We start from the raw sequence: 25,546 nt of genomic DNA, 5'->3' as shown, positions 1-25,546 counted from the left end.
CCGTTTTTACTCGGGTCGCCGACGGCGCTCGCTCGCGAAAACTTCTTCAGCAAAAAGCCGCTCGCTTCGCCCGCGAGCGGACCCGTTCGCCGCTTCGCAACAAAAACTACCGTGGACTCGCTTGCCGTTCGGAACTTTACGACGACGGAACGACCGTAACCGGCTCCGTCCGGTCGATCGCCTGTTCTAACTCGTCGGCGATTGCACTCCCCCTCGAGACCTGGATCTCGCCGCCGCGACTGACGGTGGCGGTGAAGAGGTAGTCACCGCCGGCCTGGACCTCGACGGTCTCGCCGTGGTTACCGTCGACGGGGACAACGATGTGTCTCGAGGTGATCTCGGGAGTGACGAGTTGCCCGGCTGCCTGGCCGCCGCGGCCGTTTGCAGTCGTGCCGCCAGCGGCGCCTCCGCCGCCGTGGTGGGGGTTCTCGTCGTGGGTTCGGACGTCGATATCGATGCCCAGGCGGTTCTCGACGTCCGTGATGCGGCCGCCGCCTTTGCCAATAACGGTCGAAATGTCGTCCTGTTCGACGTAGACGACGGCACGGTCCTGGGTTTTGAGTTCGACGTCGACGTAGCCACGGGCGATCGAGCGAATCTCGCGTTCGATCTCCTGTTTGGCGATGCGGTCGACGCCGGATTCGTGGCCGGGGCCACCCTCTTCGTCTACGAGCGGCACGGTGACGACCTGGCGGTTGAACGTATAGATTTCGTACTCCGGCTCGCCGGTCTGGAAGTTGGTGACCTGGATAACTGGCCGGGCCAGGTCCTCCTCGGTGAGGCCCGCGGGGACTTTCACCTCCGTCCGGACGTCGTAGACGGTGTTGACCTCGCCAGCGTCGATGTAAACGACGGTGTCGACGACCTGGGGGATCATCCCGAGTTCGACGCGGCCGACGAGTCGCTGGAGGGCGTCGATCGGCCGGGTCGCGTGGACGACGCCGATCATGCCGACGCCGGCCAGACGCATGTCCGCGAAAACCTCGAAGTCGTCCGTCTTGCGGACTTCGTCGTAGATGGTGTAATCCGGACGGACCATCAACAGAGCATCCGCAGTCTTGGCCATCTCGCCGGCCAGTTCGGTGTACTGCGTGATCTCCGGGCCGACCTGCAGGTCACGCGGTTTCTCCATCGTCTTGACCGCGTAGTCGTTGGTCGAGATGAACCGAGCGACCGCCTGTGCGAACGTCGACTTGCCGGCACCCGGCGCACCCGAGATCAGGACACCGCGCTGGCGCTCGAGCAGTCGCTCTTTCAGCTCCGCGGCGTTCTCGTAGTCTTCGATGTCGGTCTGTGCGATCGGCCGAACCGCGGTGATCTCGATACCATCGGCAAAGGGCGGTCGGCCGATCGCGATCCGGTAGTCACGAAACTGGACGATCTTCATGCCCGGCTCCGAGAGTTCGAGAAAGCCGTCCGGGGACTCTTTGGCAGCGTCGACGATCTCGCGGGCGTACTCGTCCATCGTCCCCTCCTCGAGTGGCTCATCGGCGATCGGCTCGTAGTGCATCTCGCCGAGGTCGCCCCGTTTGGCCATCGGGACCATCCCCGTCTTGAGGTGAACGCTCATCGTCGCCTCGTCGAAGTAGTTCTCGACGGCAAGCGTCTCGACTTTCCGTACTTCGGGCGAGACGCGTTCGACCTCGAGGCCCTTCGCTTCAGCCACCTCGGCCTGAACGACGTCACTCGTGAGAAAGGTCCCCCCGAGTTCCTCGGCGAGGTCGCGGATCAGCGCGTCGATCTCGCCCTCGGAGGCATGGCCGCGCTCGATCGCGTTCGGCCGCTCGCCGACGTACTCGAGTTCGATGGTACCGTCGTCGGCGAGATCGGCGAGCCGTTTGAGCTCCTCCAGGCCGTCCCAGCCGGTCTCGATACCGTCGTTTGCCTGCGCCTCGAGTTCCGCGACGACGGCTTCCGGCACCGAAATCGTCGCTCCCTCGAACTGCCCGTCTGCAATCGCCGTCGAGACGCGGCCATCGATGACCACGCTCGTGTCCGGCACGACGTTCATGTCGGACGATTCGGTTCGAGCGCGTAAAAGGATGCGGGAGACGATCGATTCGGCGCTCGAAGATGGCAACGTGTCGAGCCCAAAACACCACCTGCGAAAGCGACGAGAAACCGACTGCCGACTGACCGTTTTATCCACTGTCGTCGTGGCGAGAGTATCCAAGCTACCTTATACAATCAACTGAACAGGTATCTGTATGGATCCGGAGGAGACGTTCGGCCGTGGGAAACTGAACGAGCGCATCGATCCCGAGCGGCTCGTCGACCGCATCGGCCTCGACGAAGCCGAAGTTTCGTGGCGAAAGACGTTCATCGGGTTCGACGAGGAAGACGAACGGCGACTCTCCGACCTCGAACCCGTCTTACGAGAGAATCAAGAGCGAATCGCCGACGACTTCTACGAGGCGATCCTCGAGTACGAGCGCACGCAATCGGTTATCGGGCGCTCGCCGAAAGGCGTCGGATCGCTCAAGCAGACCCAGCGGGCCTATCTCGTCTCACTCGCGACCGGGTCGTACGATCTGGACTACTTCCACAATCGCGCTCGGATCGGCAAGCTCCACGAGATGATCGACATGCCGTTGCACTTCTACGTCGGTCAGTACGGCGTCTACTACGACCTGTTGCTCGAGCGGCTGAACGACCGGGTTCAGAATCGGGTCGTCGACGCCGTCGAAGAGTGGGCCAACGAACGCGACGACACCGGCGGCGGGCTCGGAGGACTGGCCAGCGCACTCGGACTGGGTGGTAGCGACGACCCGACGCTCGAGGAGAGCTTCGAGACGACTGTCAGAGACGCCATCGACGACGGGATGATGGACGTCCTTTCGCTGCTCCGGATCATCAACCTCGACATGCAGGTCGCCGCCGACACGTACGTCGATTCCTACGCACAGCGCCTCGAGCGGTCGATCGAACGACGAAAACGATTGGCGCGTGAGGTCGAACACGACGTCAGGCGACCGATCGAAGAACTCCACGAGGCGAGCGAAGTCGTCGCGGGTCGAGCCGAGACGATCAGCGGCCACACCGCGAGCCAGGCGTCGGCCGTCGACGCCGTCGCGGGTGACTTGAGCGAGGTGAGCGCCGCCGTCGAAGAGATCGCAGCTGCCGCCGGGGAAGTTCACGCCGACAGCGAGCGAACCGAGCGCCTCGCCGCTGAAGGCGTTGGGGCGGCCGACGAGGCTATCGCGGACCTCGAGGAACTCGAGGCCGTGACCGACCGCGCCGCGACGGCAGCCGACACTCTCGAGGCGAAGACCGACGAGATCGACGCGGTGCTCGATCGACTCGAGGGAGTCGCCGAGCGAACCGCGATCCTGGCGAAAAACGCGAAGATCGAGGCCAGCCGATCCGACAGCGAAGACGCCGGTCCGATGCGAGTCATCGCAGAGGAAGTCGACTCGTTCGCAAGTCAGACGAGGAGTGATCTTGAGGCGATCGAAGACGCCGTCCTCGCCGTGCGCGAGGAAGCCGCCGAGACCGCCAGCGCTACCGAACAAACGGTCGAACGGGTCGACGACGGGACCGAGCACGTCCACGAGACCATCGCGTCGCTCGAGGAGATCCACGAGTCCGCACAGGCGACGGCCTCGAGCATGGAAGACGTCGCAGTGGCAACCGATCAACAGGCGCGCAACGTCGAGCGCGCGGCGACCACCGTCGACGACGTCGCCCAGACAGCAGACCAGGTCGCGGCCGCCGCGGAGTCAGTCGCCGCTGCAAGCGAAGAACAGACCGCAAGCCTTCAGGACGTCGTCGAGACGGTCTCGAGACTCACCGACGAGGAGAACGGGGCGACCGAAACGAGCCAGTGATGGACGATCCCGTGGGGGAAGACTGCCGGACAGAACGAGCCTGAGAATTCGCCTGACAGGAGCGGCGAAGTCTCTTCGTTGACTTCTGTCTGATAGTATGAGCAAGACACTGTTCTTCGCTCGGAGGGCCGTTCGTTCGACGAGCGCGGTGCGTACGTTCTTGTACGCACCACCTGTTGGACACGACCGTGACAGAGACACTCATCGAACTGGCAACGAGGTTGGCTGCCGTCTCGAGCCACGAGGACGAAACGGCCGCCGGCGACGAGATCGAGGCGTGGTTGTGCGCGGAGACGGACGCCGACGTTCGGCGCGACGAGGTCGGGAACGTCATCGCGCGGAACGGAGCAGGCGAGCGCTCACTGGCGCTGGTCGGCCACCATGACGTCGTCGCGCCCGCTGACGAACAGGTGACAGACGACGGCAACTACATCGTCGAAGCGTGCGACGGCCGTCTCTACGGACGCGGCACGGCGGACATGAAGGGGGCAGTCGCAGCCGCGATGCTCGCGTTCCGTGATATCGACGTGGCAGGTACCTCGAGCGAGCGGACGTCGTCGGACGACGCCAGCTTACCCGGCGAACTCGTCTTCGCGAGTTTCGTCGGCGAAGAGGTCGGCGGCGTGGGCGCTCGCCACGCGATCGACGAGGGCTTTTCCCCCGACTACGCCATCGTCGGCGAGGGCTCGACGGGCTACTCGAGCCCCGGCGTCACCGACGTTGCCGTCGCCCACAAGGGCCGCCGCGGGAGTACGATCACTGCCCACGGAAGCGCCGCCCACGCGAGCGAACCCGATGCTGGCGAGAACGCCATCTACCGGGCCACCGACGCCGTCTCCCTGATACGAACGCTCGAGGCCCCTACCGTCGAGGTCGCAGGCGAGTCCCTCGAAGGGAGCGTCGTCGTCACGGAAATCGACGGCGGAACGGCGATGAACGTCGTCCCCGACCGCTGTGACGTGACGGTCGACGAGCGGACGGTTCCCGGCGAGCGTGCCGCCATAGAGCGCCTCGAGGATCTCGAGGGCGTCGAGTGGACCGTCGACCAGGACCTCCCGCCGATGCGGTGTGGCGACGAGGCGTTCGCCGGTGGCGTCCTCCAGACCGCCGACAGCGTGCAGTCAGGATCACCGGAGTTTGTGACCAAACCCCACGCGACCGATGCGGGCTGGCTCGCGGCGGCGGGAACCGAGTGTGTCATCTGCGGTCCCGCAGAGCCGGGTGAGGCTCACACCGCAGACGAGAGCGTGTCGGTGGCGGTGCTCGAGCGATGTTACCGGATCTATCGGGGAGCCGCCGAAAACTGGCTGGGGTGAGCGGTCACTCGCGGTCAGTCGTGCTGTCTACGTCTCGTCATCGAGCGCGGCTTCGTCTTCGAGGTGTGTATCCGACTCCGTCGAGCCGTCCGTGTCGACCGCTTCGGAGGCAGTGTCAGGTGGCTCGCGCTCGACGACGGCGTCGCTGCCACACGCCGGACAGTCCCCCTGGTCCGTGTAGAATCGCTCGCCACAGTCCGTACAGACGTAGCTCGCCCCCTCGTCGGCCGCTTGCTTGGCCTCGTGGGTGAACTCGCCGACCTTCCGTCCGAGGGATTCGAAAAAGCCCATACGTTCTGTAACCGGTCGAGCGTGTTAACAGTTCACCACCCGCTCGTACTCGAGGGCGCGTCGAGTGCCCTGACGTCCTGCAGGGTCGTAGGGTGTCAGACCCCCGGAACGCCGACCGCGTCGAAGCCGGTGATCCCGACGGCGGCGAGGACGTAGAGTACGATCAGGACGGTGAGCCAGGCGACGAGCCCGATCATCGCTGCAGCAGTCCAGTCGCCGGGATACCGGACGTTGATCACCGCGATGTACGCGAGCAACGCGAGTAGCGGACCCAGGAGGGGGATCCACCCGACGAAAAAGCCGACGATCGCCCAGACGATCGCCCCGACCAACGCGGTGACGATGGCGTGATCGTAGTCGCCGGCACCAACGATGACTCTCGCGCCGAGGTAGATGCCGAGTGCACCGATCAACAGGCTGACGACGAACACGATTGCGCTTGCGAGGACCATAGCACTCGAAGAGAGATCAGTGCGCCCGAACAGTTCGTGGCTTGCACGTTCCACACCGGGTTCATCGCAGCGCCCTCGAGCACCAGTCAGCGTCTGTTCGTTCGTCAGTGACCAGCCAGCGTTCGTTCGCCGGGACGTCCGTTCGTCCGCCGAACGTCGTGGCGACCAGGGCCGTCGACGAGCGCGGACGGTGAGCCGCCGATGGGTGCAGACGGTGAGAAGAGGCGGCCGAGCGTGCTGGAACCACGACGTTGATAGGGCCAGGGCGGGAGCACTCGTGCATATGGCGACCGATCAGGCCCAAGGCGGCTCGGTATCCGAAACGTACGAGGCGTTCTGTCAGCGCGTCGAACGCATCTCCAGCGTCGAAGACGCTGGCGGCGTCCTGCGGTGGGACCAGGAAGTCGTGATGCCCGAGGAAGGCACCCCGGCCCGCGCCAAGCAGCTTTCGACGCTCTCGTCGATCAGCCACGAACTGCTGACCGACGACGAAACTCGCGAATTCCTCGAGGAACTCGAGGCGGCGGACCTCGACGACGAGCAGGCTGCCGTCGTTCGCGAGATTCGCCGGAAGTACGATCGCGCGACGAGCGTCCCCGAAGAACTCGTCGTCGAGCTCTCCGAAACGACCGCCACCGCCCACCCCAAGTGGAAGCAGGCCAAAGAAAACGACGACTTCGAGGCGTTCGCGCCGACGCTCGAGAAACTGGTCGACCTCAAACGCGAGTATGCCGCCCACATCGACCCCGACGCCGACCCCTACGAGGTGCTCTTTGCGGACTACGAACCCTACCTGGACCTCGAGACCGCAGAGCGCGTCCTCGAGCGGCTTCGTGACGAACTCGTCCCGCTGATCGAGGCGATCGACGAGAGCGACGCCGACCTCGAAACGGACGCCTTCGCTGGCACCTTCGAAGACGACGACCAGGAGGCACTCGCCCGCGACGTCCTCGACTCGCTCGGCTACGACTGGAACCGTGGCCGACTCGACACCGCTCCGCACCCGTTCTCGACGGGGACGCAGTTCGACGCCCGCGTGACCACCCGCTTCGAACCCGAGGACCTGCTCGGCTCGATCACCTCGACGATCCACGAGTTCGGCCACGCCAACTACACGCTCGGACTGCCCGACGACCACTACGGGACGCCACTGGGTCAGTCGCGGGACCTCTCAGTCCACGAATCGCAGTCGCGACTCTGGGAGAACCACGTCGGTCGCTCGCGTGCGTTCTGGGAACACTTCCTGCCGATCGCCCGCGAACGGTTCCCCGAACTCGACGAGGTCACCCCCGAAGAGGCCTACGAGGCCGCAAACCAGGTCTACGACGACAACCTGATTCGCGTCGAGGCGGACGAACTCACCTACCACCTCCACATCGTGATCCGCTTCGAGATCGAACGCGAACTCATCTCGGGCGACCTCGAGGTCGAAGACGTACCCGAAGCGTGGAACGACAAGTACGAGGCCTACCTCGGCGTCCGCCCCGAAACCGACGCGGAAGGCTGTCTGCAGGACATCCACTGGTCACACGGAAGCTTCGGTTACTTCCCGACGTACTCGCTTGGCTCGGTGCTCGCAGCCCAGTTGTACGCCACCGCCGAAACCGAGCTAGGCGACCTCTCCGAGGACGTCCGGGACGGCGAGTTCGACGACCTCAACGGCTGGCTCCGCGAGCGCGTCCACCAACACGGCAAACGGTACACCACGCCGGACCTGATCGAGACGGCCACCGGCGAGGCGTTCACCGCCGACTACTTCCTCGAGTACGTCGAGGAGAAATACGGCGAGTTGTACGCCCTCGAATAGGACAGAACGCCGACGTCGACTTTTCCGCGGCCGTTGCTCGACGAAACACCGACGGTTCTGGGACACACAGGGTGGGGTAGCCATGACAGCCAGCCAGCAACTCGAGGGACAGGTCGCGATCGTCACGGGCGCGAGTGCGGGTATCGGTGCGGCCACCTGTGACGCGCTTGCCGCCGAGGGAGCGACCGTCGTGCTTGCGGCCAGAAGCGAAGACCGACTGCGGGAACTCGCGGCCGACCTTGAGGCCGACCACGACGTCGAGACGCTGGTCGTCCCGACGAACGTCCGCGAGGAAGCCGACGTCGATACCCTGATCGACGAGACGGTCGAGGCTTTCGGCGGCATCGACGTCCTCGTCAACAACGCCGGCCTCTCGCGCGGCAGCGACGTGGCCTCGATGTCGACCGACGAGTACGAGACGATGCAGGAGACCAACGTCGACGGGCTCTTCTACGCGACGCGGGCCGCGATCCCACACGTCCGCGAACGGGAGGGCCACCTGATCTTCGTCGGGAGCTTCGCCGGCCAGTACCCCCGCTCGTTCAACCCCGTCTACGCCGCGACGAAGTGGTGGACCCGCGGCTTCGCCAAGAGCGTCGCCGCACAGGTCGGCGACGAGGGCGTCGGCGTCACGATCGTCAACCCTGCCGAAGTCCGCTCTGAGTTCGAGACGACCGACGGCACGACCTTCCGCGAGCACTTCGAGCCAGGCGAGGCCAGCGAACCCGACGAGGTCGCCGATGCCATCCGCTTTGCAGCTACGCGAGGCCACTCGAGCGTCAGCGAAATTGACGTCAACTGCCGCGACAAATTCGCGGACGGCTTCTAATCGACTTCTCGTCGATGTCGCGTTCTGGTCCGTCGGATCAATCCGGTTTCGAGCGTCTCGACACGGGTTCGAACAGCGATGCGGTCTCGAACACCAGCGGAACGTACTCCACACCAGCCTGTGTAAGACCACGTCCCCCAGCGACGGCTTAAAAGCGCCGTGGCAGTGCCAGGTGTGTACTGACCCGTCGCGGGTGACTCGAGTCGACTATGCGACTTTCCATTCCAGGCGTCCCCGGCGTCTATTACGATACCGACTCGGGCTCGACGGCCATCGGCGTCGCCCTGACGGCAGCGGGCCGTAAAGCCCCGAAACCGAAAGGCTACGCGATCCAACTCCTGCCGTATCTCTGGTCGTTCGAGGTCGACCTGCGCGACGTGCCGACCGACCACCCGATCCAGTACCTCCACCCGGAAGGGGCCCAGAGCCTCGGCGAGGTCGCCGCCGGACGGCCCGTCCGCGAGGTCGGCACCGAACTCGAGTCCGTCCTCCGGTTCGTCCTCTCGGTCAACCAGACCGTCGAGTCGACGACCAACCAGTTCCTCGGTCGGCCACGCGACACCGAGGGCGTCAGGATCGAGATCACGGACGGCACCGTCAGCGTCGACGGCGCGGAACTCGAGACCGACGAGTTCGACCTCGAGTCCCAGGGCCGGACCGACGAGGGAACGACGATCGACGTCGACGAGAGGGTGTCGCGTACCGACGCGTTCGAAGACGACGCCGACGACGAGGCCTTCGACAGCGGTGGCGAACGGTGACGTGAGGTGGCCCGGCCGAGTAGTGCGTGACGGGATCGTGCTCGAGGACGAGGACCCGACGTTCCGGCGCTGTTATCCGACGAGAACGACGAGCATCGAGAGCGTCGCGATCGAGACGAGCGTCGTGACGAAGACGTTCATCGAGGCGAAGGGGGTGTCCCCGCCGATCGACTGGTCGTACGTCGAGACGAAGACGAGTGCCGGGAGCGCGACGTAGTAGGCCAGCGCCTTCAGACGGGCGGTTCGACCCGCGTCGAGAACGCCACCGATGCGGAGTCCGGTGCCCGCGAACAACAGCGCGAGCAACACCACCAGTCTGCCAGCGACCTCCATGTCACCCATTGTGACGTAGCAAGTGTAGTACCATCCGGTCCCGGGACGAGCTGTGACGGGCCGAGACGATCGGGGTAGTCACACGATCGCCGAAATAGAGGGCGTGGCGCCTCAACGAACGGTTTCAACGTCCCGATTCGTCTCGAGTTTCGATCGTTCACGCGACTGAATCCAACGAGAGTGATCGAAATCGTTCGCGACTGATGAAACGAGCGGTCGCGTTTATCCGGTCTGCGAGAGTGAGTCTTCTCCGTCCATGACGCTCTACGTGAACCGATCGTCCGCCGGCAAGGATAGATCGGTCGGCCGCGGGGTCACTCCTGCAACCGACGACCCATTTTCCCGCAAGCAACTCGAGAACGTCCTCGAGAACTCCCGGCGACGAGCGGTGTTGCGGCGGTTACTCACCGAACCAGACGGCGAGCAGATCGCGGTACGTACGCTGGTGGCGGACGTCGCTGACGCCGAGCACGACACAATAGCCGTCACGACGCTCTTGGAACGTCGCCAGCGCGTTCACGTCTCCCTGTCCAGGACACACCTCCCGCTGCTGGAGTCGCGCGGATTCATCTCGTACGACCGAGAACGGGGGCTCGTCTCGCCCGGCAGAGAACTGCTGGCGGTCGAAGACCTCCTCGAGAAGTCATAGGGATGGGGCGAACCGCGAAACGGCCCGCGGGCAGCCGGTAGAGTTCGATGCGCCGACCAGCCGCTCGAAGAGCGTGTCCGGTGAGCCCTTCGAGGCCCACGTTGGGCCGCTATTCGACCAGCCGTTCGATCTCGGTCACCAGAATTCCGCTCGCGCCGGCATTTTTGACGTCGGTGATCGTCTCGAAGACGTCGCGCTCGTCGACGACGGCGTGGACGGCGACTTTCTCACCCTCACCGTTCGCGACGTCCATCACCGTCGGCCCGCCGAGACCAGGGATCACGTCACGGACAGCCTCGAGTCGGTCCTGCGGGACGTTCATCATGAGGTAGCGTTTGCCTTCGGCCTGTTTGACCGATGCGAGCGCGGTCCGGACCTCGTCGACTTTGGGATCCTCGAGGACGTCCTCGCGGCCGAACAGTCGGACGGAACTCGAGAGGACGTCGTCGACGACGGCCAACCGGTTCATCTTCAGCGTGGTGCCGGTCGAGGTGATGTCGACGATGGCATCGGCCATCTCGACGTGCGGTGTCAGTTCGGTCGCACCCGACACCTCGACGATGGCCGGTTCGACGCCGGTATCGGCGAAGAAGTCGCGAGTGATGTTCGGGAACTCGGTCGCGATCGTCTTTCCAGCCAGGTCCTCGACGCCGTCGATGTCGCCGTCTTCGGGAGCCGCGAGGACGAGTCGACAGCGGCCGAACTCGAGGTCGAGCAGTTCCTCGACGGTCTCGACGCCCGCCTCACAGACCTGGTCGTAGCCGGTGATGCCGAGGTCAGCGGCACCGTCGGCGACGTACTCCGGGATGTCCGCCGCCCGGGCAAACAGCACCGAGACGTCGGGGTCGACGGTGTCGGCGTACAGTTTCCGGTCGGCCCCGTTCTCGAGGTGCAGTCCCGCCCGCTCTAGGAGGTCGATCGTCGGCTCGTGCAGGCGGCCCTTGTTGGGAACGGCGATTCGCATTTGTCGGGGGTTCGAGTCGGGGTCGGAACTGTCTTTCTACTTCTCTCGAGCGGTGGGCAACACGCTCGAGGCCTCCGCACGACGACGCCGTCGGCGGAGTCGAGGCAAGGCCGTACGACTCTGGAATATTGATGTACGTCCGTTAGAGAGGCCTACCCGAAGCCCCGTGACGAGTTTCGCAGACGTGACGTCGGTCGCACGCCGCCACTGGCGCGATGGGAGGGGAAAGGTCCTGCTGGCGATCTCTGCAGGGTGGTTCCTCTCGATCGGCGTTAGACAGGCGTTTCCGGTGTTGTTGCCCCACCTCCAGACGGCCTACGGACTGACCCTGACGACGGCCGGCTTGCTGTTGACCGTCCTCTGGCTCGCCTACGCGATCGGTCAGCTACCCGGTGGCGTCCTCGCTGATCGGATTGGTGAGGGGACGACCATGGTCGTGAGTATGGCCGCGGCCGCGGGATCGGTCACGTTGATCGTCCTCGGCGGGCCGACGGTCCTGCTGTTCGTCGCCACCGGACTGTTCGGATTTTCCACCGCCCTCTTCGGCGTCGTTCGGCTCAGCGCCCTCTCGGACGTCTACCCCGACAGCGTCGGTACCGCGATCGGCGTGATGTCTGCGGCCGGCGACCTCGGCAACACCGTGTTGCCACCCGTCGCAACCGTCCTCGCCGTCGGCCTTGCCTGGCAGTTCGGCTTCGGGTTCACCATCGCCCTGTTTGCGCTGGTCGCACTCGGTATCTGGCTCGCCGTGCCCAGACGAACGTCCGACGGGACGGGTGGAACCGCCATCTCGCTTTCGGGCGCACTCGAGACGCGGTCGTTGCTCTGGACACGGTCGATCGTGCTCATCACCGCGATTCAGATCGTCGCGAACGCCGTCTATCAGGCGTTTACGGGGTTCTATCCGACGTATCTGATGGAGGTCAAAGGATTCTCGCCAACGCTCGCGAGCGGCCTGTTTGCGCTGTTTTTCGCGTTTGGAATCGTGATGAAACCACTCGGAGGGACTGCCTACGATCGCATCGGCGCACGCAGGGCACTGTTCGTCATTCTGGGCGGTTCCGGCGTCGCGCTCGTCATCTTACCGTTCATCGACGGGTTCTGGCCCGTCGTCGGGGTGACAGCGCTCGTGAGCGTCATGCTCGGCGGAGGGGCCGTCGTCCTCGCGTACATGACGACCGCCGTCCCGAACCAGATCCAGAACACGGGTCTCGGCACGCTTCGGACGGTGTACATGACCATCGGCGCGGCCAGCCCGGTCGTCTTCGGTGCGGTCGCCGACCAAGGCTTCTTCGATGAGGCGTTCTTCCTGCTCGCCGCCATCTCCAGCCTCGCGCTGGTGCTGTTGCTCTGGCTTCCCGAACGATAATCGAGTGGAGAAACTGAGCCCGCTAGCGATCGCAACAACTGATTCGTCGATGGCCGACGAGTTCGCGCCGACCTCGAGCTACAGGAGCCCGTCTTCTTTCGCCAGCAACAGCGCCGACATCGTCGCGTCGTTCGCCGGCAACTCGCGAGCGCGCTCGAGCGCCTCGTCGACCGGAACGGTCGTCACTTCGAGAAACTCGTTGCTGTCGAGCTCGCGTTGGCCCGGCTCGAGCCCCTCGGCGTAAACGATTCCCCGGTCGTGACGAAGTAGCCCGGTCGCGACGGCGTACTCCTGGATCAGAGCCGTACTCGAGGGCCGAAAGCCGGTCTCTTCCTCGAGTTCGCGGGCGGCCGCTTCGGTGTAAGACTCGCCGTCTTCGACGATTCCAGCCGGCAACTCGAGGTGGGTCTCGCGGACCGTCGGCCGGTACTGCTCGACGAACAGGAGGTGGTCGCCCCCGACAGCGTCGGAATTGCCCGCGAGTGACGCAGCAGCCGTGGCGTCGATTCGAGCAACGACGACGACCGCGGGTGGCAACTCGGCCCAGTAGTAGCGCTTCTCGGTGCCATCGGGCTGTTCGAGCACGTCGTAGCCCCCGTCGTACCAGGGCGTTTCGTACTCAGTGACTGTCTCCTGAAGCGTCCAGTCGTCGACGTCGGTCATCGTCCGAGGCGTGGGCTCGAGGGCGTAATAGCGTATCGGAGACCGTTAGACGAGATCGCGATAGAGCCGACCGAACGCCTGCCGTCGGAGCGTCGCAATCGCCGCGTCATCCTCGTTCTGGAACGTAGCAGCGACGGCTTGCCCGGCCGGGCCAACGTGCCAGACGACGTTGTCGACTCGTTCGTGGCCGGCCACCGTCACTTCGCCGTCGTAGGACTCACGCCACTCCTCGAACGCCTCACGAGAGCCGACGGAGACCTCGAGCAGGCTGGCAAACAGGGCGTCACGAGCCGTCTCGACGACATCGCCAGTGACACGTTCGCCGTACTCCTCGCGGTCGAACGCCATGGCTCTGGCGACCTCGCGGACGACCGTCTGTGCCGCTGGTCCGATCGACTCGTACGCTTCGCGTGCCTCGGTAGTCGACTCGAAAGAGAACGTTCCGACCGTCTTCATACGTGTGGGCTCGAGGGGCCCGTAGTTACGCGTTTTCGTTTTCGTCGCCCGTCGTGTCGGCGTCATCGTCGTCCGCCTCGTCGGCGTCGTGCATCCGGCGCGTGAGCTCGCGGGCCTCCTCGAGGACGTCCGCAGCTTCGGCTGTCAGCGTTCCTCGACCGGGGTGACGGGTCTGTCGGGCAAGTTCACCCTCGAGTCCGCCCGGCCGGCCGTGTTCGTGTCCGTGACCGTCCTCGAAGTCCGGTGTGTCGATTTCCTCAGCGTACTCGACGACGAGTTCGGCGAGCTCTGCGGGGCTGTACTCAGCCCAGTCGGGAGCGTGCGCTGTGAGCCAGTCCTCGTGGTCCCGACGACCGAGCGAGGCGGTAACAGCGAGGTGGTTCGCGAGGTGGACCGCATCGGCCTGTTCGGCGGCACAAACCGGGCAGGCGTATCCCATACACGAACCCACGGATGCCGTCGGTAAAACGTCCACGCTACTCGACGCCGAACCCGGCTGTACGGAGACGCGTAGCGATCCATCGAGCGACGGACAGAACGGTCAGATGAGCCGCTACTCGAGTTTACGAATCATCACGATGGCGTCCTCGTCGTCCTGGTAGTAGCCTGGGACCAGTCGGAGCGGCTCGAAGCCGAACTGCCGATAGAGACGCTTCGCGTCCTCGTTCGAACGCCGAACCTCGAGTTTAACGCTATCGGCACCGTGTGCCGTGAGGATGGCTAGCGCACGAGAGAGGAGTGCAGAGCCGACACCCTTTCCACGTAAGCCAGGATGGACAGCGATGTCTTTGACGTGGCCGAGTTGCTGGCCGAACGACGACGTCACGTCAGCGACGACGTAGCCGGCGATTCGCCCGTCGGATTCGGCGACGAGAAAACCGGGTTCACCGAGGAATCTTTCGAACGCATCGTACGGCCATGGCTGTGTGAACGACGTGTTCTCGATGCTGACGACCGCGAACAGGTCTACCCGCTCAGCACGCCGGATTGTGAACTCACCGTCGGTTTCCCCGGGAAGCCGAACAGTCACAGAGTGACATAGCGCGTCAAAGGTAAAAGAACTACTCGCTACACAGGGCGAGCGTGGCGAACGTCCGACGTGAGACCGAGTATTCCGTCTCGAGACGAACCGAACAGGTACAGACCTTTTTACCGGCGTACACCCAACGGTTCTCCATGACCGACGACCGGAACAACGGTCGTTCCCGCGGTTCACGGAACCGCGAGCGATCGATCCCGACCGACCGCGAATCACCCGTGGGCGCACCCGTCATCCGTGGTGACGAATCGGTCACCGGCCAGCGGGCCCGTGACGCAGTCCAGTTCGACCCCACCGATCCCGACAGTCTCGCCGACGCCGCCGAGACCGTCCGCCAGTTCGCCACCGGCGCGACCGACGAAGACCACCTCTACATGCTCCGTGGCGCTGCCGCCTGTGCAGCCCTCGTCCGAGGGGAAGGGTCGTACAAGACCGCAGCCAAACGGGCAGGCAACGACGTCACCGTCTCGTTCATCCGTAAGTGGGCCCGCGTCCACGACCTCCCTCGATCGGTTCGCAAACAGGTTGCCCTCGGCACGATCGCACCCACGGCCGCCAAACACATCGCACGGGTTAGCGGCGAATCCCGCCTCCTACTGGCGTGGGCGACCCTCGACGGCGACCTCACCGTCCGAGAGGTCCGCAGCGTCGCCAGCACCATCAACGACGGAACACCGCTCGAGGACGCTCTCGCAGACCACGGCATCGTTCTCGGACAAATCGAGGTCACCCTCTCACCGGCAACCTACCGCACCCTCCGCCAGCACGCATCCCTCGACGATGTCGACCCCGGGACACTCATCAGCCGCGCGCTCGAGGCGCATCTCGGCTGACGGTTACACCACCAGCCGAGACTGGCGTTCGACGGCCGAAGAAAGAAAACGTTTAACCACTACTCGCCGATAGTACAAATCAGAGGGCCGGTAGCTCAGTCCGGCAGAGCGTCTGGCTTTTAACCAGACGGTCGCGTGTTCAAATCGCGCCCGGCCCGTATTCTCGCCGCGAGCAGATCCGCGAGCGGTGAGTCTCGGAACCGGACGGATTTGAACGCAGGGAGGGTTCGCGCAGCGAGAGCGCGGTCGCAAACGGCGACGCCGTGAACGAGCACATCCGACCGCGTGTTCAAATCGCGCCCGGCCCACTTTTACGACGAGCAATACCGTGAAGAGCAGCCCGCCCAGAGCGATTACGACATGGGAAAGACGTGCCCCCACGAGCGTGGTGAGCAAGGAAGGAGTTGACCGGGTCCACAAACTATACCCAGAGTAGATTGTATCGGGACCCGACATAGATCAGGCGGCTAAAACCCGTCGGAGTATAGCGCACAGCCGTGACCCGTGCCCCCTCTCGAGATCGAGTTCGTCGGTCTCACTGGAAGCGATTTGATGACTGGGGCGTTTACACCCACCTCACGGCAGACCAGGGAACGATGTTTGGCCACGGCCAAAATATTTATATTTGGGACTCATACCTCGCAAACTGGCGAGGAAGGGACGCGCTGTCGTTGCCACGTCATCGGTCCCTCACTCACAGAAACGGCCTCGCCATAGTGCGAAGCCGGCCCCACCGTACCGCGCGTATTCACCGTAGGGGGTGAACACCTTGGACTTATCGGCCGGCTTCTCGACGGACGCCGAAGCAACAGGTAACGACGATTTACATTGCAGAATTCATTGCGCGCGCCAGGCACACGATGAGCTCGAGCGAACGCCGCCGCTCTAGGCTCGGTACAGGCACCGACCGAGTGGCCGGGTCAAACTGCGGGTGATAAATCGGTGACCAGGGTAGCAAGCGGTTGGGTCGCTCGACAGCCAACAATAGATTCGATCCAGAAGGGGTTTCCTCTCTATACACGACTCAGTTGCAGACGCTCATCCCGAAGTGTTGCTGAAAAAGCCAAGGGCCGGATTTGAACCGGCGGTAGGCGGCTCTGCAGGCCGCTGCGTTCGGCCGGACTCTGCCACCTTGGCGCATATAATACTAGGTGGTCCGTTCGTTTAAGCATAGCGGTACGCCACGAACGCACCGACATGCCGAGCTGAGCGCTATGGGTACAGTCTGTAAATACGGATAGCCCCCAGAGCTGCTGCTCTGGAGGCTTAATCCTATATGAGTAGTCGGCGGCGAATCCACGTTCCCAGAGGGTCTCCCACTCCAGTACTTGCCGATACGCGGGCGAGCTTATCTTCCGTGTTCGGGATGGGTACGGGAGGTCCCTCGCCGCTCTGGCCGCCGTAACGCCGATCGACGGAGTCGAACCGTCACAAGACCATCATCGGTCGTATGTCATGTCTAATACCGTGTGTACGTGTAGTCCAGTTTGCGTCTGGACCCGTTCTCGGGTCCGATCCAAATGCGTTGTAGTTATGAGTGTGTGGCTTGGCCGATTAGTGCTCGCGGGCTCAACGTCTCGTTGCCTCGACGCGTACACCCCGAGTCTATCGAACTCGTCTTCTACGAGTGGCCTCCGCGGTTCCTCTTTTCCAGGTGGGTTTCCGGCTTAGATGCGTTCAGCCGTTACCCCGTGGTGCGTGGCTGCCCGGCACGTGCTCTCTCGAACAACCGGTACACCAGTGGCACCCATTCGTAGTTCCTCTCGTACTATACGAACGTTCCCGTCAGGAACCAATAACACCCCCAATAGATAGCAGCCGACCTGTCTCACGACGGTCTAAACCCAGCTCACGACCTCCTTTAATAGGCGAACAACCTCACCCTTGCCCGCTTCTGCACGGGCAGGATGGAGGGAACCGACATCGAGGTAGCAAGCCACCCGGTCGATATGTGCTCTTGCGGGTGACGACTCTGTTATCCCTAAGGTAGCTTTTCTGTCAGCAATTGGCCGCATCAAGCAGCCGAATTGGTTCGCTAGACCACGCTTTCGCGTCAGCGTCCGTTGTTGTGCCGGACACTGTCAGGCTTCCGTATGCTCTTGCGCTCTTTCCCGAGTCTCCGACTCGGGTGAGGAAACCTTGGGGCGCGCTCGATATCTTTTCAAGCGCGTACCGCCCCAGTCAAACTGCCCGGCTACCGGTGTCCTCCGCCAGGAGTGAGAGTCGCAGTCACTACCGGGTAGTATTTCAATGATGCCTCGGTGGCCCGCTAGCGCGGGTACCTGTGTAATGGCTCCTACCTATGCTGCACAGTAGCGACCACGTCTCAGCGACAGCCTGCAGTAAAGCTCTATAGGGTCTTCGCTTCCCCTTGGGGGTCTCCAGACTCCGCACTGGAACGTACAGTTCACCGGGCCCAACGTTGGGACAGTGACGCTCTCATTCATCCATTCATGCAAGCCGCTACTGAAGCGGCAAGGTACTACGCTACCTTAAGAGGGTCATAGTTACCCCCGCCGTTAACGGGTCCTTCGTCCCATTGTACTGGGTGTTCAGATACCCGCACTGGGCAGGATTCAGTGACCGTACGAGTCCTTACGGATTTGCGGTCACCTATGTTGTTACTAGACAGTTGGAGCGTCCGAGTCACTGCGACCTGCCTCTTTCCGAGGCAGGCATCCCTTCTTCCGAAGGTACGGGACTAACTTGCCGAATTCCCTAACGTCGGTTATTCCCGACAGACCTTGGCTTTCGCCGCCACGAGTACCTGTGTCGGATCTCGGTACGGACAGTGTGCTTGCCTTTTCACGGGCTCTAGGTTGACCTCTCTTGCGCTATCCAGCCATTCGTTCGCTTCCTGCCATTACGGCTTCCACGAATTTCGACTGTTCGACCGGGCGAAAGCCCGGTAGAGGCGGCCCCAAAGCGTCGGCTTTGAGTGCACACTGGCATAGGAATATTAACCTATTTCCCTTTCGACCTGCTCGATCTACGGCAGGACTTAGGACCGGCTAACCCTCAGCTGATCAGCATTGCTGAGGAACCCTTACTCGTTCGGCCGTCGGGGTTCTCACCCGACTCACGCTGCTACTATGACCAGGATTTTCGTTACCGCACGGTCCACATGAGATCTCTCCCATGCTTCCACCCGAACGGAACGCCAACCTACGGGATCGCACTCACTGAGTGCGCCGCTAGGTCTCGGTGGTGGACTTGAGCCCCGATCATTTTCGGCGCCGCAAACCTCGGCCGGTAAGCTGTTACGCTTTTCTTAGAGGGTAGCTGCTTCTAAGCTCACCTCCCGGCTGTCTAGGGCTTGCGACCACCTTCGATCGCACTTAGTCCACACTTGGGGACCTTAACCCAGCTCTGGGTTGTCTCCCTCACGGTACACAGGCTTACCCCGCGCACCGGACTCCCCGCGTCGACGGCGTTCGTAGGTTCGGAGTTGGACAGGGAGGCACACTCCTCTCGGAGTGCGATCTCCCAATCCGTCGCTCTACCCCACGAACTACCTCGGCGGAGGTCATGCTTCGACATGTTTCGGTTGGAACCAGCTGTTTCCGGATTCGATGGGCCTTTCACCCCTAGACATAGATCACGCGAGGGTATTGTAGGACACCAACGCTAACGGGCCTCCACGTGGCTTTCGCCACGCTTCGCCCTGCCCATGCCTAGATCATCCGGTTTCGGGTTGTGCCCGATTGACTCCCCGCCCTTGAAGACGGCGGCCCTCACACAAAGTGCTGCGGCCATGTCGGTTTCCCTCTGCCTTCCCTGATACTCAGGTTAGACTCGCCAATCAGGCACACTCCCTGGTCCGTTTTTCAAAACGTACGACGGGACACCGGCTTCCTGATCTTCCTACTGCAGGTTCGCACCTGGGTCGTTTTGATCAGGACCTTTCGTGCCCTGTCGCTCTATCGCCAACTGATTTCACGCCCTATTGCACCTCCCTTCTTGGGGTGCTTTTCAGCGTTCGCTCACGCTACTTGTTCGCTATCGGTCTTGAGGAGTGTTTAGTCTTCGCGGTCGATGCCCGCGATCTTCACGAGGGATATCCAACCCCCGATACTCTGGAGCTGACTCGTTCGATACTCGACGACAATACGGGACTGTCACCCTGTCTCGTGCTCTGTTCCAAGAGACTTCCTGTCGCCTTTCGCGAAGTGATCGTCAGTCCGAACACCACATTGCCCGAAGGCTTCGGTTTGGACTGCGTCGCGTTCACTCGCCGTTACTAACGACATCGCGTTTGCTTTCTTTTCCTGCCGATACTGAGATGTTTCAGTTCTCGGCGTTCCCCATTGCGCGAAGCAATTGCGGTGGGGATTCCCATTCGGAAATCCTGAGTTCTTCCCCTCCGTGCGGGTCCCTCAGGCTTATCGCAGCTTGGCACGTCCTTCTTCAGCTCTCAAGCCGAGCGATCCACCAGCTGGCACAGTAGCCACGTTCATCGGATCGACGTTGCGATAGAATCGCAACGGAATGTCGTCACACCGAAGTGTGACGATTGTGACCCGGGAACGGGTCCAGTGGACGCCTGGACTACACGTACACACGGTCTCATCCGCACGCCCGCTGACTAACGGGCCTGCATCAACCCTTCCCACTCACGCTTGCGCGGAGTGGTGCATCGGTTTCGTTCGGATCAGATCAAAGTTCCTTGCCACACTTAAGGGCACGGATCTCGATCCCATCCGAGGTATGGACCCACTGGGATTCGAACCCAGGGCATCCTCCTTGCAAAGGAGGCACTCTCCCACTGAGCTATGGGCCCACCCCTGTCTCACGTCTCACGACAGCGAGACAGGGTGTTGTGTTAGCCTTGGTAGTTCAAAGGTGCCCGATCGGCCGACGATGGGTCGATCGAACGTAGACCGTGTGGCGCAAAGCGCCACGGTTCGCCGTAGCGTAAAACGCTACATAAGGTGGGTCAGGCCATCGGCCTGATCCCGATCTGTGGAGGTGATCCAGCCGCAGATTCCCCTACGGCTACCTTGTTACGACTTAAGCCCCCTTGCGAAGCCCAGATTCGACCCCTGACGGGGCCTCATCCGGACCTCACTCGGGTGCTTTGACGGGCGGTGTGTGCAAGGAGCAGGGACGTATTCACCGCGCCCTTCTGAGGCGCGATTACTACCGAATCCAGCTTCATGCGGGTGAGTTTCAACCCGCAATCCGAACTACGATCGAGTTTCGGAGATTAGCGTCTCCTCTCGGAGTTGCATCCCACTGTCTCGACCATTGTAGCCCGCGTGTCGCCCAGCACATTCGGGGCATACTGACCTACCGTTGCCCATTCCTTCCTCCAGTTTGGCACTGGCAGTCTCCCTAATGTACCCAACTACCGCAAGGGTATTGCTGGCAATTAGGGACGTGGGTCTCGCTCGTTGCCTGACTTAACAGGACGCCTCACGGTACGAGCTGACGGCGGCCATGCACCTCCTCTCAGTAGCTCCAGTAAGCTCATCATACTGACCTTCACAGCATACTGTCGGTGCTGGTGAGATGTCCGGCGTTGAGTCCAATTAAACCGCAGGCTCCTCCGGTTGTAGTGCTCCCCCGCCAATTCCTTTAAGTTTCATCCTTGCGGACGTACTTCCCAGGCGGTCTGCTTCACGGCTTCCCTACGGCACACCACAGGCTCGTAGCCTGTGGCACACCTAGCAGACATCGTTTACAGCTCGGACTACCCGGGTATCTAATCCGGTTCGTGACCCGAGCTTTCGTCCCTCACCGTCGGATCCGTCTTCCTGAGGCGCTTTCGCCACCGGTGGTCCGTCCAGGATTACGGGATTTCACTCCTACCCCAGACGTACCCCTCAGGTCTTCCGGTCCCAAGCCACGCAGTTTCCACCGGACGCCCGCGCGTTAAGCGCGCGGATTTCCCGACGGACTTGCCTGGCCAGCTACGGACGCTTTAGGCCCAATAATAGCGGTCATCACTTGGGCTGCCGGTATTACCGCGGCGGCTGGCACCGGTCTTGCCCAGCCCTTATTCGCCTACCACCTTACGGTAGGAAAAAGCGAGGACGATATGCCCTCGCACTTGGAGTCCCCTTATCGCACTCGCGTGCAGTGTAAAGGTTTCGCGCCTGCTGCGCCCCGTAGGGCCCGGTATCTTGTCTCAGATACCGTCTCCGGGCTCTTGCTCTCACAACCCGTACCGATTATCGGCACGGTGGGCCGTTACCCCACCGTCTACCTAATCGGCCGCAGCCACATCCTATGGCGCCGGAGCATTTCTGAGTCCCGGCAGTTCCAGCCTGGGACTCCTATTCCGGATTAGTCTCAGTTTCCCGAGGGTATCCGGATCCATAGGGTAGTTTGGCCACGTGTTACTGAGCTATCTGCTACGAGTCTGAACTCGTGCAACTAGCATGGCTAAATCGGACTCCAATAGCAATGACCTCCGGCAGGATCAACCGGAATGCTATAACTCCCTGTGAAGGGAGGGTTTGGCGGTGAATGCTAATGCACTCACACTAAATGGGTCCACGTTCGGTGACCGCGATCGACGACCGATCTGGCGTCACCGAACTACCAAGGCTAACATCAGATCCCATCTGTACGGCGGACCGCAGGGGTGGGGTCCTCATCTTCTTCCGATTAAATTGTAGTCGCCGACCACTACTTAAGGCCTCTGAATCGAGGTCGTAACGGTAGGGAGTACCAGACATTCAGCCCGGACGGTCAGATTGCGACTCAGTAGAGACGACCACCGCGACGACTGCAGCCGTTCGAGGTGGGTCAGTGGTCCAGTCGACGTCCATCAGATCGCAGGTGGGTTGGCAGGTCCGCATACGAGACGGGTGATCAGCGCACAGCCGCGGCTGGTCTGGGGCTATTCGTAGAGACGATAGGGACAGATCGGTGCTATACGTCGACGTACTGGCGTTCCCACTCCCGACGATCCTCGATCTCGCGAAGACCGTCGTCGCTAATTTCGTAGTAGTTAGTTCGTCGATCGAGTTGTCCTTTCTCGACGAGTTCCTTGTTGACGAGCGTATCGAGATTCGGATACAGCCGGCCGTGATTGATCTCGGCGCTGTAGTAACCCTCGATCTCCTCTTTGACGTCCTGTCCCGATGGTTGATCGGCCCCGGAGATCACGTACAGTAGATCTCGCTGGAACCCAGTCAGATCGTCCATGTTTCACCCATGTGATCACACCAATCGGTCGACTATTTGTTATCTATCGCGTATCAGGCCCGCAAAGAGCGTTTCGCTGGGCCAATACGGTGTTGTGGGTTTGGCTACTCGTTTCCGGGGATGACGTGTAATCAAGTGAGAAATGATGAGGATGTGAATAAAGTCCCGAGCGATCGACGGAGACGTCCGTCATGCCGAAGTGAAGTCTATCGGCGGACCACAAAGGAGGATTGGCCGCCGTAGCGCGATCTGAATGACAGGGGTGGCCAGTGCTGACGGGGACGACGGGAGTGTAGTGACGGCTTTCTATTCGGGCACAGAGAGCGGTGCACCCGTCAACGGACAGAGGATGGGGCTGAGTTGATCAAGGCAAGCACTGAAGCAACCCCATAACTGCCGTTCGATCAAATACTTCAACAAGCAGTTTCAGCACTGAAACCGTACGATCCTGCTCGAGCAGGTATCGAGTCTCAACAGGTGTTCGACGGAGGGGAATGCAACCTCTAAAACGGCGTACCCGTCGACGAGAGTCCACGATTCTCGTCAAGTGTGGTCGAAATAAGAGGAAGATACTTCCGCAGGACCTCGTGGGCCAGCCGAATGGACCTGATGCCGCGCTCGAGGAGTCGGCGGATACCGTCGAACGCGTCGGTTGGAACGTCGGACGGCCGGTCGAAGAAGGGGTGCCATCGTGGCGACCGCCGTGGGGTCGTCTCGAACCGTTTACGTGACTTCGTTGGATAGGCGAACGGTATGACGAGCGGATCCGAGGCCCGTGAGACGGCCACCATCGCACAGGTGGCGTTGATCGGGGTGTTCGTGACGGCCCTGGTGACGGCACAGTTGACCGCGTCGAAAGTGCTCGCGTTCGAGTTACCGTTCTCGTTGCCGGTGACGGGAGCCGAGCTCGTTTTGCCGGGGGCGGCGCTAGCGTACGCGCTGACGTTCGTGGCCAGCGACTGTTACGCCGAGCTGTACGGTCGTCGGGCCGCCCAGATCGTCGTCAACGTGGCGTTCGTGATGAACTTCATCGTACTGGCGCTCGTCTGGTCGACGATCATCGCGCCGGCCGCGGAGGCGAGCATCGACCCCGAAATGTTCGCAGAGGTTCTCGGCGCCTCGACGAACATCGTCCTCGGGAGCCTGCTGGCGTACGTCGTCAGCCAGAACTGGGACGTGATCGTGTTCCACCGAATCCGTGCGTACACTGGCCGCGAGAAGCTCTGGCTGCGCAACGTCGTTTCGACGGGGAGCAGCCAGGCCATCGACACCGTCATCTTCGTTGCGATCGCGTTCGCAATCGCACCGGCCGTCCTCGACGTCGGTGTCGTCCTCCCGCTCGGCGAGTTGCTCGCGCTGATGATCGGTCAGTACCTGCTGAAACTGCTTATCGCCCTCCTTGATACGCCGATCGTCTATGCCGTCGTCCACCTCGTGCGGTCGCGCGACGGCCTCGAGTCGGCCGAAGTCCCCTCGTAGCGCTCACCGTCGAGCGTTCGTCGCATCGCCGCCTGCGAAAGGGCGGGTCATTTTGTGCGTGCCTTCGTATCACCGACTATGGACGAACGCGTCCGCGAACATGCGGAAGTACTGATCGGCTGGAGCGCCCGTGTCGAGGAAGGCGACGACGTCGTACTCTCGGTCGGACCGGACGCACACGACCTCGCGGTCGCCGTCGCCGAGAAACTCGGCGAACGCGGAGCGAACCTGCTGGCGACCTATAGCTCCGGTGAGGTAACACGAGCGTACCTTCGGGAATACGACGGCGAGTTCGACGAACCGGCACACGAACGCGCCCTCTACGAACACGCGGACGTCGTTCTCTCGCTGGGGGGCGGCCGGAACACGAGCGCGATGGCCGACGTCTCGGGCGACACTCGCCAGACTTACGACACCGCACGCGCCGGCGTCCGCGAGGCGCGCTTCGACACGCGGTGGGTGTCGACGATCCATCCGACGCGCGCGTTGGCCCAGCAAGCCAACATGGCCTACGAGGAGTATCGCGACTTCGCATACGACGCAATCCTTCGGGACTGGGAATCGCTAGCCGAGGAGATGGGTCGGATGAAAGACGTACTCGACGGCGGCTCCGAGGTACGGCTCGTCTCAGGTGGAACTGACCTCTCCATGCAGATCGACGACCGGACGGCAGTCAACAGCGCCGCATCGGTCGCCTACGACTCACACAACCTCCCCAGTGGCGAGGTGTTCACCGCCCCATACGCGACCGAGGGCGAGGTCACGTTCGACGTTCCGATGACGATCCGCGGCGAGCCCGTCCGGGACGTCCGCCTCGAGTTCGCTGACGGCGAGGTCGTTGACTACGATGCCGAGCAGGGCGGTGAGGTGATCGAAGCCGTCCTCGAGACTGACGACGGCGCACGACGACTGGGTGAACTCGGTATCGGGATGAACCGCGGCATCGACCGCTATACCGACACCATCCTCTTCGACGAGAAAATGGGAGATACCGTCCATTTGGCGCTCGGACGGGCGTACGACGCCTGTCTACCCACGGGAGAGTCGGGCAACGAGTCGGCCGTTCACGTCGATTTGATCACCGACGTCAGCGAGGACTCCCGGCTCGAGGTCGACGGCGAGACCGTCCAGCGAGACGGTCGATTTCGGTGGGAAGACGGCTTCGAGGGGTAAGCCCCTGGTTCGACCATCCGGCCGGTAAGTCGTTCCTATCGGTAGTGTAATCGCCGCCCACCACGGGAAACCGACACATAATAATGTATCCGTCCGGCGTCACCTCGAGTACCGCCCGTGACCGGTGGCGGCCAGTAACCGGTTGGGGCG

Annotated in this window: 19 protein-coding genes, 3 tRNA genes, 3 rRNA genes and 1 pseudogene; 11 read left to right on the top strand and 15 right to left on the bottom strand. The window is 62.5% G+C overall.

What is annotated here, in order from left to right; translation table 11 throughout:
- Nucleotides 1–136 precede the first annotated feature (136 nt).
- Nucleotides 137–2,011, bottom strand: coding sequence for a PINc/VapC family ATPase (locus AArc1_RS02025; protein WP_117362684.1), 1,875 nt, complete (start codon nucleotides 2,009–2,011; stop codon nucleotides 137–139).
- Between the two features lie 196 nt (nucleotides 2,012–2,207).
- On the opposite strand from AArc1_RS02025, the gene AArc1_RS02020 reads away from it, so the two are divergent.
- On the top strand, nucleotides 2,208–3,827 hold the full coding sequence (locus tag AArc1_RS02020) for a globin-coupled sensor protein (protein WP_117362683.1): 1,620 nt from the start codon (nucleotides 2,208–2,210) through the stop codon (nucleotides 3,825–3,827).
- Nucleotides 3,828–4,015: 188 nt separating this feature from the next.
- Complete coding sequence (locus AArc1_RS02015; protein ID WP_117365729.1) at nucleotides 4,016–5,143, top strand: M20 family metallopeptidase; 1,128 nt, start codon at nucleotides 4,016–4,018, stop codon at nucleotides 5,141–5,143.
- Nucleotides 5,144–5,170: 27 nt separating this feature from the next.
- Here AArc1_RS02015 and AArc1_RS02010 read toward each other — a convergent pair whose 3' ends face one another.
- Both AArc1_RS02010 and AArc1_RS02005 read right to left on the bottom strand, forming a co-directional pair.
- Complete coding sequence (locus AArc1_RS02010) at nucleotides 5,171–5,434, bottom strand: PhlB family protein (RefSeq protein WP_117362682.1); 264 nt, start codon at nucleotides 5,432–5,434, stop codon at nucleotides 5,171–5,173.
- A gap of 95 nt (nucleotides 5,435–5,529) precedes the next feature.
- Nucleotides 5,530–5,886 (bottom strand): hypothetical protein, encoded by a 357-nt coding sequence (locus AArc1_RS02005; protein WP_117362681.1) that lies wholly within the window; start codon nucleotides 5,884–5,886, stop codon nucleotides 5,530–5,532.
- A gap of 283 nt (nucleotides 5,887–6,169) precedes the next feature.
- Between AArc1_RS02005 and AArc1_RS02000 the strand changes: the two genes are divergently transcribed.
- From AArc1_RS02000 to AArc1_RS01990, 3 genes are all read left to right on the top strand, one after another.
- A complete protein-coding gene (locus AArc1_RS02000; RefSeq protein WP_117362680.1) occupies nucleotides 6,170–7,693 on the top strand; it encodes a carboxypeptidase M32 in 1,524 nt (507 codons plus the stop codon).
- Nucleotides 7,694–7,775: 82 nt separating this feature from the next.
- Nucleotides 7,776–8,522: an SDR family oxidoreductase gene (locus AArc1_RS01995; RefSeq protein ID WP_117362679.1), complete on the top strand. Its 747-nt coding sequence runs from the start codon at nucleotides 7,776–7,778 to the stop codon at nucleotides 8,520–8,522.
- A gap of 209 nt (nucleotides 8,523–8,731) precedes the next feature.
- On the top strand, nucleotides 8,732–9,283 hold the full coding sequence (locus tag AArc1_RS01990) for a hypothetical protein (protein ID WP_117362678.1): 552 nt from the start codon (nucleotides 8,732–8,734) through the stop codon (nucleotides 9,281–9,283).
- Nucleotides 9,284–9,444: 161 nt separating this feature from the next.
- Here AArc1_RS01990 and AArc1_RS01985 read toward each other — a convergent pair.
- Nucleotides 9,445–9,616 (bottom strand): annotated as a pseudogene (locus tag AArc1_RS01985) (AEC family transporter); the annotation flags it as partial.
- Between the two features lie 256 nt (nucleotides 9,617–9,872).
- On the opposite strand from AArc1_RS01985, the gene AArc1_RS01980 reads away from it, so the two are divergent.
- On the top strand, nucleotides 9,873–10,265 hold the full coding sequence (locus tag AArc1_RS01980; protein WP_117362677.1) for a DUF7344 domain-containing protein: 393 nt from the start codon (nucleotides 9,873–9,875) through the stop codon (nucleotides 10,263–10,265).
- A gap of 109 nt (nucleotides 10,266–10,374) precedes the next feature.
- On the opposite strand, the gene hisG is transcribed toward AArc1_RS01980, so the two are convergent.
- Nucleotides 10,375–11,229, bottom strand: a complete 855-nt coding sequence (gene hisG / locus AArc1_RS01975; RefSeq protein WP_117362676.1) for an ATP phosphoribosyltransferase — start codon at nucleotides 11,227–11,229, stop codon at nucleotides 10,375–10,377.
- 184 nt (nucleotides 11,230–11,413) lie between these two features.
- Here hisG and AArc1_RS01970 point away from each other — a divergent pair, with 184 nt between their 5' ends.
- A complete protein-coding gene (locus tag AArc1_RS01970) occupies nucleotides 11,414–12,598 on the top strand; it encodes an MFS transporter (protein ID WP_228442368.1) in 1,185 nt (394 codons plus the stop codon).
- A 78-nt stretch (nucleotides 12,599–12,676) separates the two neighbouring features.
- On the opposite strand, the gene AArc1_RS01965 is transcribed toward AArc1_RS01970, so the two are convergent.
- The 4 genes from AArc1_RS01965 to rimI all read right to left on the bottom strand — a co-directional run bounded on the left by AArc1_RS01965 (nucleotide 12,677) and on the right by rimI (nucleotide 14,747).
- Nucleotides 12,677–13,261, bottom strand: a complete 585-nt coding sequence (locus AArc1_RS01965; RefSeq protein WP_117362674.1) for an NUDIX hydrolase — start codon at nucleotides 13,259–13,261, stop codon at nucleotides 12,677–12,679.
- A gap of 45 nt (nucleotides 13,262–13,306) precedes the next feature.
- A complete protein-coding gene (locus AArc1_RS01960; protein WP_117362673.1) occupies nucleotides 13,307–13,717 on the bottom strand; it encodes a DUF5809 family protein in 411 nt (136 codons plus the stop codon).
- Nucleotides 13,718–13,742: 25 nt separating this feature from the next.
- Complete coding sequence (locus AArc1_RS01955; RefSeq protein WP_117362672.1) at nucleotides 13,743–14,156, bottom strand: DUF5810 domain-containing protein; 414 nt, start codon at nucleotides 14,154–14,156, stop codon at nucleotides 13,743–13,745.
- Nucleotides 14,157–14,270: 114 nt separating this feature from the next.
- On the bottom strand, nucleotides 14,271–14,747 hold the full coding sequence (gene rimI / locus AArc1_RS01950; protein WP_117362671.1) for a ribosomal protein S18-alanine N-acetyltransferase: 477 nt from the start codon (nucleotides 14,745–14,747) through the stop codon (nucleotides 14,271–14,273).
- A gap of 146 nt (nucleotides 14,748–14,893) precedes the next feature.
- Here rimI and AArc1_RS01945 point away from each other — a divergent pair, with 146 nt between their 5' ends.
- Together AArc1_RS01945 and AArc1_RS01940 are read left to right on the top strand one after the other, a co-directional pair.
- A complete protein-coding gene (locus AArc1_RS01945; protein WP_117365728.1) occupies nucleotides 14,894–15,589 on the top strand; it encodes a DUF7119 family protein in 696 nt (231 codons plus the stop codon).
- An 84-nt stretch (nucleotides 15,590–15,673) separates the two neighbouring features.
- Nucleotides 15,674–15,747: transfer RNA gene (locus AArc1_RS01940), tRNA-Lys, on the top strand.
- A 903-nt stretch (nucleotides 15,748–16,650) separates the two neighbouring features.
- On the opposite strand, the gene AArc1_RS01935 is transcribed toward AArc1_RS01940, so the two are convergent.
- The 6 genes from AArc1_RS01935 to AArc1_RS01910 form a co-directional block, all read right to left on the bottom strand.
- Nucleotides 16,651–16,726, bottom strand: a tRNA-Cys gene (locus AArc1_RS01935).
- 145 nt (nucleotides 16,727–16,871) lie between these two features.
- Nucleotides 16,872–16,993: ribosomal RNA gene (rrf, locus tag AArc1_RS01930) — 5S ribosomal RNA — on the bottom strand.
- A gap of 132 nt (nucleotides 16,994–17,125) precedes the next feature.
- Nucleotides 17,126–20,045, bottom strand: a 23S ribosomal RNA gene (locus AArc1_RS01925).
- 252 nt (nucleotides 20,046–20,297) lie between these two features.
- Nucleotides 20,298–20,369, bottom strand: a tRNA-Ala gene (locus tag AArc1_RS01920).
- A 183-nt stretch (nucleotides 20,370–20,552) separates the two neighbouring features.
- A 16S ribosomal RNA gene (locus AArc1_RS01915) occupies nucleotides 20,553–22,024 on the bottom strand.
- The 16S, 23S and 5S rRNA genes sit together here with 2 tRNA genes alongside, the layout of an rRNA operon.
- Before the next feature lie 444 nt (nucleotides 22,025–22,468).
- Nucleotides 22,469–22,744 carry a PadR family transcriptional regulator gene (locus tag AArc1_RS01910; protein WP_117362670.1) on the bottom strand — a complete coding sequence of 92 codons (276 nt, stop codon included), beginning with the start codon at nucleotides 22,742–22,744 and terminating at the stop codon, nucleotides 22,469–22,471.
- Between the two features lie 753 nt (nucleotides 22,745–23,497).
- Here AArc1_RS01910 and AArc1_RS01900 point away from each other — a divergent pair.
- Nucleotides 23,498–24,223 (top strand): queuosine precursor transporter, encoded by a 726-nt coding sequence (locus AArc1_RS01900; RefSeq protein WP_117362668.1) that lies wholly within the window; start codon nucleotides 23,498–23,500, stop codon nucleotides 24,221–24,223.
- Nucleotides 24,224–24,301: 78 nt separating this feature from the next.
- On the top strand, nucleotides 24,302–25,396 hold the full coding sequence (locus tag AArc1_RS01895; protein WP_117362667.1) for an aminopeptidase: 1,095 nt from the start codon (nucleotides 24,302–24,304) through the stop codon (nucleotides 25,394–25,396).
- The last annotated feature ends 150 nt before the right edge of the window (nucleotides 25,397–25,546 follow it).

Origin of the sequence: Natrarchaeobaculum sulfurireducens, from assembly GCF_003430825.1 — an archaeon.
In the GTDB taxonomy this organism is placed as follows: Archaea; Halobacteriota; Halobacteria; order Halobacteriales; family Natrialbaceae; genus Natrarchaeobaculum; species Natrarchaeobaculum sulfurireducens.
This window is presented reverse-complemented; position numbering and strand designations above follow the sequence as displayed.